At 68.2% G+C, this 12850-nt stretch carries 11 protein-coding genes; 3 read left to right on the top strand and 8 right to left on the bottom strand.

All coding sequences use genetic code 11. The annotated features are described in order from the left end of the window. Positions 1–30: 30 nt before the first annotated feature. Entirely contained in the window at positions 31–1656 is a 1626-nt protein-coding gene (locus tag A9W95_RS21550; RefSeq protein WP_082983250.1) for a CHASE3 domain-containing protein, read from the top strand. Next, complete coding sequence (locus tag A9W95_RS21545) at positions 1653–2093, top strand: response regulator (protein ID WP_067417517.1); 441 nt, start codon at positions 1653–1655, stop codon at positions 2091–2093. Before A9W95_RS21550 ends, A9W95_RS21545 begins: the two co-directional genes overlap by 4 nt. 10 nt (positions 2094–2103) lie before the next feature. On the opposite strand, the gene A9W95_RS21540 is transcribed toward A9W95_RS21545, so the two are convergent. From A9W95_RS21540 to A9W95_RS21530, 3 genes are all read right to left on the bottom strand, one after another. Further along, positions 2104–4359, bottom strand: coding sequence for a bifunctional SulP family inorganic anion transporter/carbonic anhydrase (locus A9W95_RS21540; RefSeq protein ID WP_067417514.1), 2256 nt, complete (start codon positions 4357–4359; stop codon positions 2104–2106). 288 nt (positions 4360–4647) lie between these two features. After that, on the bottom strand, positions 4648–5829 hold the full coding sequence (locus A9W95_RS21535) for a CoA transferase (protein ID WP_067417512.1): 1182 nt from the start codon (positions 5827–5829) through the stop codon (positions 4648–4650). Beyond that, complete coding sequence (locus A9W95_RS21530; RefSeq protein WP_067417509.1) at positions 5826–6752, bottom strand: class I SAM-dependent methyltransferase; 927 nt, start codon at positions 6750–6752, stop codon at positions 5826–5828. The genes A9W95_RS21535 and A9W95_RS21530 overlap by 4 nt, the downstream gene beginning before the upstream one ends. Positions 6753–6844: 92 nt before the next feature. On the opposite strand from A9W95_RS21530, the gene A9W95_RS21525 reads away from it, so the two are divergent. After that, entirely contained in the window at positions 6845–7513 is a 669-nt protein-coding gene (locus A9W95_RS21525) for a cation transporter (protein ID WP_067417506.1), read from the top strand. Between the two features lie 4 nt (positions 7514–7517). On the opposite strand, the gene A9W95_RS21520 is transcribed toward A9W95_RS21525, so the two are convergent. From A9W95_RS21520 to A9W95_RS21500, 5 genes are all read right to left on the bottom strand, one after another. After that, the gene (locus A9W95_RS21520; RefSeq protein WP_067417504.1) at positions 7518–8438 is read right to left on the bottom strand and encodes a class I SAM-dependent methyltransferase; all 921 of its coding nucleotides are present in this window, start codon (positions 8436–8438) and stop codon (positions 7518–7520) included. 82 nt (positions 8439–8520) lie between these two features. Continuing rightward, positions 8521–10704 carry a manganese-exporting P-type ATPase CtpC gene (gene ctpC / locus A9W95_RS21515; protein WP_067417501.1) on the bottom strand — a complete coding sequence of 728 codons (2184 nt, stop codon included), beginning with the start codon at positions 10702–10704 and terminating at the stop codon, positions 8521–8523. 8 nt (positions 10705–10712) lie between these two features. Next, positions 10713–10994: a DUF1490 family protein gene (locus A9W95_RS21510; protein ID WP_067417498.1), complete on the bottom strand. Its 282-nt coding sequence runs from the start codon at positions 10992–10994 to the stop codon at positions 10713–10715. A gap of 103 nt (positions 10995–11097) precedes the next feature. Beyond that, on the bottom strand, positions 11098–11820 hold the full coding sequence (locus A9W95_RS21505; protein WP_216638188.1) for a TIGR03089 family protein: 723 nt from the start codon (positions 11818–11820) through the stop codon (positions 11098–11100). Then, on the bottom strand, positions 11808–12850 hold a 1043-nt coding region (locus tag A9W95_RS21500), incomplete at its 5' end, for an LCP family protein (RefSeq protein WP_067417495.1). The genes A9W95_RS21500 and A9W95_RS21505, both read right to left, overlap by 13 nt.

The following is a 12850-nucleotide window of genomic DNA, read 5'->3' as shown; positions in this document are numbered from 1 at the left end:
GGTGCGCGTCGAACGCGCGCTGGAGATCTCCTGATGGCGCACGCGCCGCTGCGCGGGGCTCAGCTCACCGTGCGCGGCTGGCAAGCCCTGGTGCTGTCGGTCATGGGCGTGGTGGTGCTGGCCGGCGCGGTCGCCGGTGCGTTACTGCTGCACCGCAGCGACGCGTTGTCGCACCAGCTCCGCGACGACATTCAGCCCGCGCGCGTGCAGGCGGCGCTGCTGCAGTCGGCGCTGCGCGACCAGGAGACCGGGGTGCGCGGTTATCTGATCTCCGCCGATCGGCAGTTCCTCACGCCGTACTACGACGGGCAGCGCGCCGAGAAGCTGGCCGCCGACGACATCCGGCAGCGGGTCAGTCACCGTCCCGACCTGCTCTCCGACTTGGACGCCATCGAGGCCGCCGCCGCCACGTGGCGGACCAGTTATGCCGAGCCGTTGATCGCTACCGTGGTCCCGAATTCACCGACCGTCGTCAACAGCGAGATCGCGACGCTCGGTAAGAACCAATTCGACCAGCTGCGAACGCTTTTCACCATCCAGAACGACAAGTTCTCCGCGGCCCGCAATGATGCGGCCACCGACATCGAACGCTTCAACCGCTGGCGCAACCGGGTGCTGGGCGCCATCGTGCTGGTGTTCATCGCGACGGCGGCGTTGTTGGGTCTGCTGATCCGCCGCGCGGTCACCGAACCACTGGCGTCGTTGGCCGGTTCCTGCCGACGGATCACCGAAGGTGATTTCGAGGCATCGATTGTTCCGCCGCAACGGCCCAAAGACATCCGTGGCATCGCCTTGGACGTGGAGAACATGCGCCAACGCATCGTCGAAGAACTGCGCGCATCCCGTTCAGCCCAAACGCTTCTGGACGAGCAGGCGGTGGAACTGCGCCGTTCGAACGCCGAACTCGAGCAGTTCGCCTATGTCGCCTCCCACGATCTGCAGGAGCCGCTGCGCAAGGTGGCCTCCTTCTGCCAGCTGCTCGAGAAGCGCTATGGCGACCAGCTCGACGAACGCGGCATCCAGTACATCGGTTTCGCCGTCGACGGCGCCAAGCGCATGCAGGTGCTCATCAACGACCTGCTGAGTTTCTCCCGGGTGGGCCGGCTGGGCACCAAGTACGACGAGGTCACGCTGGACACCATGCTCGATTCCGCGATCGCCAACCTCGCCGCCGCGGTGGAGGAGTCCGGCGCCCAGATCCAACGGCCCCGCCAGCTGCCCCAAGTCATGGGTGACCCGACATTGCTGACCATGTTGTGGCAGAACCTCATTGGCAACGCGGTGAAGTTCCGCCGCGAAGACGTCGCGCCCCGCATCACCATCGACTGCCAACCCGGTAGCGGCGACCGGGAAGGATCTTGGCTGTTCAGCGTCACCGACAACGGCATCGGTATCCCGGAGGAGTTCGCCGACAAGGTCTTCGTCATATTCCAGCGGTTGCACGGTCGCGATGTGTACGGTGGGACGGGTCTGGGTCTGGCGCTCTGCAAGAAGATCATCGAGCACCACGGCGGCCGCGTCTGGATCGATACGTCCTACTCGGACGGAACCCGTTTCGAGTTCACGCTGCCCATTACCGAAACCACCCCCGAGCCCACTGCCAAGCCCGTGGGCGCCGACGACGACTTAGCCACAACGGGAGGAACGCAGAGATGACACCAGAAGGTCGAGCCATCGACATCCTGCTCGTCGAAGACGACCCAGGCGACGAGCTGATCACGCGAGAAGCGTTCGAACACAACAAGCTCAAGAACAGGTTGCATGTCGCGCACGACGGCGAAGAGGGCCTCAATTATCTGTATCAGCGCGGCGCTTACCAGCATGCGCCCCGGCCGGACCTGATCCTGCTCGACTTGAACCTGCCCAAGTACGACGGCCGGCATCTGCTGGAGAAGATCAAGTCCGACCCAGAGCTGTGCCGCATCCCGGTGGTGGTGCTCACCACGTCGTCGGCCGAAGAGGACATCTTGCGCAGCTACAAGCTGCACGCCAACGCCTACGTCACCAAGCCGGTCGACCTCGACCAGTTCATGACGGCGGTGCGCCAGATCGACGAGTTCTTTCTGCAGGTCGTGCGACTGCCGCAGGGCTGACGCCGGCGCCTCAGTGCGTGCCGGCCGTCTCGGCTGCAACGATGCCGTGCTCGTCGATCTCGTGCACATGGACGGTCGCAAAGTCGAAGAACATCCCGACGACCTGTAATGCGCCAGACTGCACCGCGGGAGCCAGGATGGGATGGCGGGTGAGCCGTTCCACCTGGATCGCGACGTTGACGATGGCCAGCTGGTCGACCTCGCTGAAGGTGAAGCCGTTGGAGGTGGCGGTGCGGCGCGCCGGGTGGCCTTCACGGTAGGCGGCCAGGCTCTCGCCGGCGTGGCGCAGCCAATCGCCCACCGGCGCGGTCGGGTCGCCGGCCGCGCCCTCCAGCAGCGCCTTCATCGCACGGCATGACGAATGTCCGCACACCACAACCGATGTCGCGCCGAGCTGGTTGACCGCGAAGTCGAGCGCGGCGTCGACGGAGCGTTCGGCGGAATCGGTCGGCACCAGGTTGCCGACGTTGCGGACGATGTACAGGTCACCGGGCCGGCTCGCGGTGATGACGTCGGGCAGGATCCTCGAATCGGCGCAGGTGAGGAACACCGTGTCCGGGTTCGCCGAACCGATCAACTCGGGTACGTGGTGGTGCAACGATTCCACGCCGTTGCGGTGATATTCCCGCACGCCGTGGCGGATCGATGCCTCGTCGTCGTCGTGGTGGTTGTCGCGCCGCGACGGCCACGGGGCCTCGCGCAGCGACCGGGAGTGGAAGTGACGCTTGGGTGGACTGCTGTGCGCGCTCACCAGGTTGGCCGGCGAGGTTTCGAGGATGGTGACAGTTCCGCCGGTCGCCTCGTGACCGGTTTTCCAGTCCGAGATCGCCTCTGACACCGAGTGGTCGATGTAGTCGGCGTTGATGTGCAGCGTGACATCGGAGCCCCGAGGCAGTGTCGAGAGCACATTGGTCAGCCGGGGCAGCAGCAGGAAGCTCAGGGTGCCGTCGATGTCGACCCGCCACTGTTTGGTCTCTTCGCCCACCGGCTTGGCCTCGATGGGCGCGCGCACCACTCGGATCAGCAGGAACAGGATGGCGATGGCCAGCCCGATGGCCACACCCTCGAGCAGGTTGAGGAACACCACGCACACGATGGTGATCGCATAGATCACGAAATTGCCGGTGCGCCAAGCCAATTTGATGTGGGCCAACTTGATCAGCTGGACGCCGACGACGATGAGCAGACCGGCCAGCGCCGCTTTGGGGATCATCTCCACCAAGTTGGTGAACAGCGACGCGAACAGCAGCACCCAGACTCCGTGCAGGATGGCCGACATGCGGGTGCGCGCGCCGGCGGCCACGTTGGCGGAGCTACGCACGATGACGCCGGTGACGGGCAGTCCACCCAGGAAGCCGGACAACATGTTCGCGCTGCCCTGACCGATCATCTCGCGGTTGAAGTTGGTGCGCGGGCCGTTGTGCAGCTTGTCGACCCCGACCGCGCACAGCAGGGATTCGACGCTGGCGATCAGGGCGATGGTGAGCACGCCCATCGCGACGGCGCCAAGCGACTGGGTCCAAGGCCGGCCGTCGGGAGTACCGGCACCGAAATTCGGCAAGCTGATCGCTTGGAAGAAGTTGCCGGACAAGTTGATGCGTTCCACGTCGAGCCCGGCGATGCTGGCCAGCGCCGTCGCCGCGACGATCGCGACGAGCGCGCCCGGGATCATCCGCAACCTGGGCGGCAGTTTGGACCAGAACACCAAGATGAGGATCACCGATCCGCCGACGATCACTTCGTGCAATTCGTGATGCAGGATGCCGTTGGGCAGCGCGACAATGTTCTGCCACGCCGAACTGCGGGATTTTCCGCCCACCAACACGTGAATCTGCTGCAGCGCAATGGTGATTCCGATGCCGGCCAGCATCGCGTGCACAACCACCGGAGCAATGGCCAACGCCGCACGCGCCATGCGGCTCACGCCGAACAAGATCTGCAGGGCACCGGCGCCGATCGTCATGATGCACAGCATCGGCCAACCGAGTTCGTCGATCAGGTCGGCGACCACCACGGTCAGACCGGCGGCCGGCCCACTGACCTGGACTGCCGACCCGCCCAGCGATCCGGCCACGATGCCGCCCACGACCGCGGCGATCAGTCCGGCCGCTAGTGGCGCTCCCGACGCGATGGCGATGCCGAGCGAAAGGGGCAGTGCGACAAGGAAGACCACCAATGACGCCGGTAGGTCGTGGCGCAGGTTGGCGATCAGCGAGTGCGCTCGAGAAGGGGCTGCATCGGTGGGGACCTGGACAGCGGTGCTCATAGTTCGTGACTCCTCCGAGCCGGTACGCGGGTCATCGGCTGCGGCGCTGCGCCGCAGGCAAAAGACCCTTCATGATCGGCGTGAACGCTTTCTGTCAATTAGGTGTCCACCCGGCGTCGTATGCGAGGTCAATTAGCAGACAGCAAATTCATGCCGCCTACTTAAGGTATGTGAGAAATACTGCGTGCTGGGTGCAGCGAAGCGGGGGACGCCCCGCCAATTCATTGCTAATTCAAATAATTGCGGCGCCCGGCGGGGCGCTACTTATGATTCGGCTCACGATTCGGCTCACGATTCAGCCAGGAAAACACCGTTGTGCTGGCCGGCGGCCGGCGGCGGTTCGCTGGTGACTGCGGTGAAGCTGGAGTAACGCGCCGGGGTACGAATCACGGTGATCGCTTCGTCGCCGGCGCCTACCCGCAACGCCAGGTCGTTCTCGGCGAACAGCGGGGTGTCGACGACCTGTTTCCAGGTGTAGGCCAGGCAGGCCATCAGCCCGCCCTCCTGCAGCAGCGCGACCCACTCGGCCGCGGTCTTGCCGGCCAGCGCCGATTCGAGTTCTTCGGTCAGCTCGGGGTAGTTGAGCGCGCGGGCGCGCTGGTCGGCGAAGCGTTCGTCGTCCAAAAGGTCTGGGCGGCCGATGATCTGGCACAGCTTGGCCCAGTGTTTGGGCACATAGGCGCTGATGACCAGGTAGCCGTCGGCCGCCTTGAACGCATCCGAGGGCTGGGTGGCGAAGCCGACGCTCTTGCGCCGCTTGGTGTTCGGTGCGTTCGCGGGTTTGGGCCGGTCCCCGCTGGGCCGGTTGAGGTGCATGGTCAGCTGGTTGGCCTGCAGGCTGACCGCCACGTCGTACATCGCGACCCGCACGGTGTCACCGACCCCGTGACGCTCACGGTTGAGCAGCGCGGCCAGCACCGCCTGGGCCAAGACGTGTCCACTGGCGTTATCGACGAGCTGGAACGGGATGATCTGCGGCTTGCCGTCCGGTGTGGGCATCCCGGTGGTCATGCCCGCCTCGGCGGCGACCATCAGGTCGACACCGGGCCGGCTGCCGTGCGGACCGTTGCCGCCGTAGGCCGACAACCGGGCGTAGATCAGCCGCGTGTTGCGGGCCCGCAAGTCGTCGGGACCCAGCCCCATGCGCTCCATCACGCCCGGGCGGAAACCTTCCAGCACCACGTCGGCGGCGTCGGCCAGGCGCAGGATCTGCTGCTTGGCCGCATCGGTGGACAGGTCCACCGTCACCGACTTCTTGCCGCGGTTGTTCGGCAGGAAGTAGGTGGCCAACGGCGGGCGTCCGGGCAGCACCGAGGTGATCTGCCGGGCCGCCTCGCCGCCCGGGGCTTCCACCTTGATCACTTCGGCGCCCAGGTCGGCCAGGATCTGTCCGGCCAGCGGACCGGCCACGTTCTGGGTGAAATCCAGAACCCGGAACCCGTCAAGTGGTTTGGCGGCGCCGTCGGTCATCGAAGCCCTTCCTTCCAGGCGGTGCAGTAGTAGTTCTGGGCGAACGGCGCCTGCTCGGCGACCGGCCCGTCGACCAGGTGCGGGGCAAACCCGTTGTCGGTCAGCAACTGGTTCAGTGGGGTGCGGGCCACGCGCCACCCGTGGCCTTCCAGGTAGGTCGCCACGTCGTTGCGGGCACCCGGGAAGCCCAGTTGCTCGATGTTGACGTCCAGACCCTGCTGATACCAGCGCTGGTAGATGGCGTCGAAGAGGTCCCGGTTGGCCGGCGCGCTGAAGAACACCTCGGCGGCCAGCCGACTGCCGTCGGCACTGCATGCGGTGATGTCGTCGAGCAGGCGGTCCTGCGTCTCGGGCGGCAGGTACCCGAAGAGCCCTTCGGCGGCCCAGGCGGTGGGCCGCTGCTCGTCGAAGCCCGCCCGCCTTAAGGCGGTGGTCCAGTCGTGCCGCAGGTCCGCGGGCACACCCCGGACGTCGGCGGCCGGCGCGGCGCCCAGGTCCGCCATCGCGGCGGTCTTGAATTCCAGGACTGGCGGCACGTCGATTTCGAACACCGTCGTGCCCGGCGACCACGGCAGCCGGTAGCCCCGCGCGTCCAGCCCGGAGGCCAGGATGACCGCTTGGCGGATGCCGTCGGCGTCCGCGGCGCGGAAGTAGGCGTCGATGTAGCGGGTGCGGGCGGCCTGCTGGTCGGTCATGCGCTGCATGCCCCAGGGCGAGTCGGGGATGTCGACGTCGCTGGGGTCGAGTTCGCCGCGGGCCCAGCGGGTGAAGAAGTCGATGCCGACGGCCTGCACCAGCGGCTCGGCGAACGGGTCGTCGATCAGCTCGGCCCGGGTGGCGCGGGCGCGTCCGGCCGCGACCATGGCGGCGGTGGCACCCACACTGGAGGCCACGTCCCAGGTGTCATCGGCGGTGCGCCCCATTGCGATCTCCTCGACGGCCGCGGCTACTGCTTAGCCAGATTAATCACAAGCGTTACGGCGGTTCGGCCGGTACAGCCTTTACCATCGTCGGGATGGAGACGTCCCCCGCGCAGCTGGGATCCGACACCTGCTGCGACACCGCTGCGCCGGCGCGCGATTCGGCGTGGCAGCGCACCGCCCGGTGGGCGCGCCTGCTGGCCTGGGTCAGCCTGGTGGTGATGCTGTCGGAGGGAGTGGTGGGGCTCTGGCAGGGCTTGGCGGTCGGATCGATCGCGTTGACCGGCTGGGCGTTGGGCGGCGGCGCGGAAGCGTTGGCCAGCGCGATGGTGGTGTGGCGGTTCAGCGGGGCGCGGACGTTGTCGCCGACGGCCGAGCGGCGCGCCCAGCGCGGTGTTGCGGTGTCGTTCTGGCTCACCGCGCCCTACATCGCCGCCGAGTCGATCCGTTACCTGGCCGGTGAGCACCATGCCGAGACCTCGTTGATCGGCGTCGCGCTGACCGCCGGTGCGCTGGTCTTAATGCCGATATTGGGCCGGGTCAAGCACCGTTTGGCCGTCCGGCTGGCGTCGGCGGCGACCAAGGGGGAGGGCACCCAGAACTATCTGTGCGCGGCGCAGGCCGCCGCGGTGCTGCTCGGCTTGGCCGTCACCGCGTACTGGTCCGGCGGGTGGTGGGTCGACCCGGCCATCGGCTTGGCCATCGCCGCGGTGGCGGTGTGGCAAGGCGTACGCGCCTGGCGGGGGCTGGACTGCGGCTGCTGAAGCCTCAGCGGGCGGTGCTGCGGCGCAAAACCGCGGTGCAGTAGTAGTTCTTGCTGAACGGCGCGTCGGGATCGCCGGGCTGCAGCGGCAGACCGTTGTCGGCCAGCAACTCGTTGAGCGGGGTGCTGACCGGTTCCCAGCCCCGCTCGGATAGATACGTCGCCACGTCGTTGCGCTCGCCGGGGAAGCCCAGATCGTCGAGTTCGATGTCCAGGCCGTGCTCGCGCCATTTCTCGGCGGCACCGTTGAGCGCCTGCTGGTTGGAGGAGGTGTTCTCGAACACCTCGGCGACCAGCCGGCTGCCGTCGCCGCTCAACGCGGTGATCTCGTCGAGCAACCGGTCCTGGGCCTGCGGCGGCAAGAACCCGAGCAGCCCTTCGGCCGCCCACGCCGTGGGTTGCTCGGCGGCGAAGCCCGCTTGGCGCAGCGCGGCCGGCCAATCGTGTCGCAGGTCCACCGAGACCGGGCGCACCTGCGCCGTCGGCTCGGCGCCCAGAGCTGCGATCGTGTGGGTTTTGAAGTCGATGACCTGCTGCTGGTCGATCTCGTACACCGTTGTCCCGGACGGCCAGGGCAGCCGGTAGCCGCGGGCGTCCAGGCCGGCGGCCAGCAGAACTACCTGGCGGATTCCGGCCGCCGCCGCGTCGGTGAAGAACGCGTCGATATAGCGGGTGCGAGCCGCCAGGAGGTCGGTCATGCGTTGCATGCCCCACGGGGCGTCGGGGGTGTCGACGTCACCGGCGTCGAGCTCGCCTGCGGCCCAGCGGGTGAAGAAGTCGACGCCGACCGCACGCACCAGCGGCTCGGCGAATCGGTCGTCGATCAGCCCGGACCTGGTGGCCCTGGCCCGTCCGGCGGCCACCATGGTTGCGGTGGCCCCCACGCTGGTCGCCAGGTCCCACGTGTCGTTGTCGCTGCGCCCCACCTTCGAGAGTCCCTTCGCTCGCCGTGCCTACTACTTAGCCACAGTAACGACGCGAGCGGCGGATGTGGTTGGGGGTTTCCTGTCAGTCCAGGCGGTAGCGGATCAGCCGGGAGCTGTTGGCCACCACCGCCACCGAGGAGGCGTTGTGCAGGATCGCGGCCAGTACCGGTGACAAGGCGCCGCCCGCGCCGATCAGCAGCCCGGCGGCGTTGACGGCGATGGACATGCCGTAGTTCTCCCGGATCACGTCGACGGCCCGGGAGCCCAGGTCGCGCACGTCGAGCAGGCGATGCAGGTCGTCGTTGGCCAGCGCTACGTCGGCGGTTTCCACCGCGACATCGGTGCCGGCCAGTCCCATGGCGATGCCGATGTCGGCGGCGGCCAGCGCGGGCGCGTCGTTGATGCCGTCGCCGACCATGCCGACGACGTAGCCGTCGTCTTGCAACTCGCGCACCACCTCGAGCTTGTCCTCGGGCATCACCTCGGCGCGCCACTCGTCGATGCCCAACTCGGCAGCGACCACCTCGGCGATATCGGGATGGTCGCCGGTGAGCATGACGATGCGCTCAATCCCGTTGTCGCGCAACTGCTTGAGCACTTCGGCGGCTTCGGGCCGCACTTCGTCGCGCAGGCTGATCAGCCCGACCAGGGTGCCGTCCACCGCCAGCAGCAGCGGCGTCTCGGCCCGGCGGCGCAGCTTGTCCACCCACTCCTGGGCCTTTTTGGTCACCTTCACCTTCTCCGAACGCAGCAGCGACGGGCTGCCCAGCAGCAGGGTGCGCCCGTCCGCCCAGGTCCGCATGCCCAGGCCGACCAGGACCTCGCACTCTTCGTGCGGGGGAATGCTGATGTGGCGTTCCTCGGTGGAGCGGATCACCGCCTCGGCCAGCGGGTGCCGCGAGTGGATCTCCGAGCTGGCCGCATACGCCAGCACCTGTTCGGGTTCCCAATCCTTGCGCATGGCAACGATATTGGTGACCACCGGGCGCCCCACGGTGAGCGTCCCGGTCTTGTCGAAGACGATGGCGTCGACCCGGCCGGCCTGTTCGAGATGCGATCCGCCCTTGATCAGAATGCCGCGCCGGGCGCCGTTGCCGATCGCCGCGCTGATCGCCGTCGGAGTGGACAGGCCCACCGCGCACGGGCAGGCGATCAACAGCATGGTCATGGCGCGCCGCACGTCCCCGGTGACCAGCAAGGTGAGGGCCGAGACGATGAACGACGTGGGCACGAAGCGGCGGGAGAAGTTCTCCCCGACCGTTTGGATCGGCGCCCGATCGTGTTGCGCCTCTTCGACTCTGGTGATGATGCGACCGATGGTGGTCTGGTTGCCCACCGCCTGGGCGCGCACCACCAGCCGGCCGCGCACCACCACCGAGCCGGCATGCACCCGCATCCCGACGGTGACGCTGACCGGCAGGTTCTCGCCGGTGATGGCGGACTGGTTGACCACCGCCTCGCCGTCGACCACCTCGCCGTCGACCGGGATGGCGACGTGGTCGTGCACCACCACCTCGTCACCGATCTGCACGGTGTCGATCGGTACCTGGACCTCGGTGCCCGCGTCCGCACCTTCGGTGAGACGCACCCAGGCGGTGTCCTGGTTGCCGCGCAGCAGTTCCGAGATGGCCCGCCGGGTGCGCCGCAGCGTCAGATCTTGCAGGTACTCACCGATGTTGAGCAGCCAGAGCACGGTGAGCGCGACGACGTTCTCGCGCAGGATGAGGCTCGCCACGGTCGCCGCCGATACCAGTGCGTCGGTGCCGAGCTTGCCCGAGCCGACCGAACGCAGCGCGCCGCGCAGGAACGGGTAGCCGGTGAAGATGGTGACGCCGGTGGCCACCATTCGTCCGCTCGGTCCCAGCAGCGGCGGGCGGGCGAACACATAGCGGCGCACGCCCAGCAGCGCCAGGGCCAGACCGCCGATCACCATGCGCACAACGTCGGCGTTGCGGATGTCCGAGGAGTGCGGGGCGCGAGCCGGGATCAGATCGGCCGCGACGTGGGCCGCGCCGGCGATCGCGTCGAGGATCGTTGCCCGGTCGCAGCGCCGCGGCGAGTACCAGACGACGACCGACCCGGTGCGGGGGTAGGCGTGCACGGCGCGCACCCCGTTCTGCTTGGCGACGGCTTCTTCCACCGCCACGGCGCGCCGGGAATCCGCCCGCACCCAATCCACCAGCACCCGGATGCGCCCGGCGGCGTCGGACACCACCGCCAGGTCTGGGTCAGCCGCAGGAATGTCTTTGACGAGCGCCAGCGTCATGGCGGCGCTCAGTGGTCGTGGTCGTGCACGTCGCTGACCGCGGGGGTGGGTGCCTCCTCGCCGATGCGCTCGCGGGCTTCGGCCATCACGTCGGCGATCTTGAGCCGCGCCGACTCGGCCGCTTCCTCGGCCCTGCGGGTGCCACGCAGCCCCAGCTCGGCGGTGGCGACGGCGGTCTCGTGCAGCGGCGCCTTCTTGGCGGCCTTGCGCAACAGCTCGTAGGCGGTGACCCCGGCCAACCCGGTGACCACTGTCGTCGCTGCCTTCGCCAAGAGCACCTGCACCGCCATCGTCGGACACCTTTCTGTGAAGTGGCTTTCCGACGACGCTAACATCGAAATATCGCGATATCAATATGTGTTGCGGCGGCTACGCCGGCCCTCCGCGCGGCTGCTACCAGCTTCGAGTGACCTTCTCGGTCTCTATCCGGCGCGGCAGTGCCGCGGCATCGGGGTTGGCCACTTGGACCAGGGACGCGCCCACGGACAGCACCGCCAGCAGGCCGTCCACCAACTCCTCGGCGGTGGCCCACGACGCGGTGGACAGCACCCGGTCGCTCGATGTCAAACCCCTTGTGGCGGCCGATGATTGGCAATCGGCCAGCACCTGTTCCACCGAGCGGCCGGCCAGCGCGGGACCGGGCAGCCGCTCCGGGACGATCTGGTCACCGTGGACCCGCACCGCGGTCGCGTAGTCGATGACGCCGACGGGCAGATCTGCGGCTGGCTTGCCGAACGGATCCAGCGACAGCACCGCCACCTCGCCGCCCGCGCCGACGGCGGTGTCGGCCTCGTCCAGGCGAACGGCGGTGCACAGCGCGACGTCGGCGGCCTCGGGTTCCAGCACGACCTCGGCGCCGATCCACCACACCCCGAACAGCACCGCCGCGGTCTGCCAGTGTGCGGGTAACAGCACCGCAACCCGGCTGGCCGGCCCGGCGGCCAGCTCGTCGCGCAACAGGTTGGCGGTCTTGGCGGCCCAGTTGGCCAGCGTCACCGCGGACAGTTCGATGCGTTCGCCGGTGGCGTCGTCGTAGTAGGTGATGCGCGGGCCGACCGGGTCGGCGCGCAGCATCGGGTCCAGGATGGCGGCGCTCAGCGTGCTCAGTTGATGCACTCCGGCTTGTCGGACCCGGCGGTCAGGATCGGCGAGGGCGGGGGAGCGGTGCCCGCGTTGGCGCCGACGATGTTGGCGCGGGCCGGCGTCACGGTCCCGCCGCCACCTTCCAGCCCGGAGCCGGGTCCGGTGTAGTCGTTGGCCAGCACCACCCGCACCGATCCGGCCGCCAGCGAGGGGTCGGGAATGACGGGCAGCCCGCCCAATTCCTTGGCGACCTGCTGGGCACCCAGATCGTCGGACTTGTTGGCACGTACCTGGCTGGCCTTGACGTGCCCGCTGTCGTTGTTGCCCACGTTGCCGGTACTGAAGCCCTTGCCGGACAACACATCCGACACCGCGGCGGCGAGCCCGTTGATGTCGGTGTCGTTGACGACGTTGACCGTGGTCTTGGCCGGTGTGTAGGCCAGCTCTTCGGTTTTGCCCTGGTCCTGCTCGTGCAGCAGCCCGCCGACCCAGTCCTGCACCTGGTGGGCGTCGACGCGGACCACGCTTTGCATGCCGTCGTCGCTCCAGCCCGCGCCGTCTTGCACGGGGATGGTGGCGAACGCGACGTTGCCGCCGGCCAGCTGTTGCAGCTGCTGCACGAAGTCCATGATGTCCCATCCGGAGGACAGCACCACCGAGCGCTGCACGGCCTGCTCGAGGCGCTTGAGGGTAGTGGGACTCGACAGCGTCTTGCCGGAGATGACGCGATGGGCCAGCGAGGCCATCACCGCCTGCTGGCGCACCACGCGGTCAAGGTCGCCGCGGGGCAGTTCGTGGCGTTGCCGCACGAAGCTCAGCGCCTGCGGGCCGTTGAGCTTCTGCTGGCCGGCCGGGAAGTCCGCACCCGAAAGTGGTTCGAACACCGGCTCTTTGAGGCACACGTCGACTCCGCCGAGCGCGTCGGCGATCAATGCGAAGCCGAGCAGGCCGATCTCGGCGTAGTGGTCGACGGTGACGCCGGTGAGGTCGGCCACCGTCTTGATCAGCGCCTCGCGTCCTGCCTCGGTGCCCGCCGCGGCGGCCTCGTTGGCCGAGGCGCCGG

This window comes from Mycobacterium sp. 1423905.2 (assembly GCF_001673155.1).
GTDB lineage: Bacteria > Actinomycetota > Actinomycetes > Mycobacteriales > Mycobacteriaceae > Mycobacterium.
This window is presented reverse-complemented; position numbering and strand designations above follow the sequence as displayed.

What these genes read in the sequence shown, in the direction of transcription:
- A9W95_RS21535 (WP_067417512.1), bottom strand. Translation starts at nt 5,829, where the DNA reads ATGACCGACGGCGCCGCCAAACCACTTGACGGGTTCCGGGTTCTGGAT.
- A9W95_RS21510 (WP_067417498.1), bottom strand. Translation starts at nt 10,994, where the DNA reads ATGGCGGTGCAGGTGCTCTTGGCGAAGGCAGCGACGACAGTGGTCACC.
- A9W95_RS21540 (WP_067417514.1), bottom strand. Translation starts at nt 4,359, where the DNA reads ATGAGCACCGCTGTCCAGGTCCCCACCGATGCAGCCCCTTCTCGAGCG.
- A9W95_RS21545 (WP_067417517.1), top strand. Translation starts at nt 1,653, where the DNA reads ATGACACCAGAAGGTCGAGCCATCGACATCCTGCTCGTCGAAGACGAC.
- A9W95_RS21530 (WP_067417509.1), bottom strand. Translation starts at nt 6,752, where the DNA reads ATGGGGCGCACCGCCGATGACACCTGGGACGTGGCCTCCAGTGTGGGT.
- ctpC (WP_067417501.1), bottom strand. Translation starts at nt 10,704, where the DNA reads ATGACGCTGGCGCTCGTCAAAGACATTCCTGCGGCTGACCCAGACCTG.
- A9W95_RS21525 (WP_067417506.1), top strand. Translation starts at nt 6,845, where the DNA reads ATGGAGACGTCCCCCGCGCAGCTGGGATCCGACACCTGCTGCGACACC.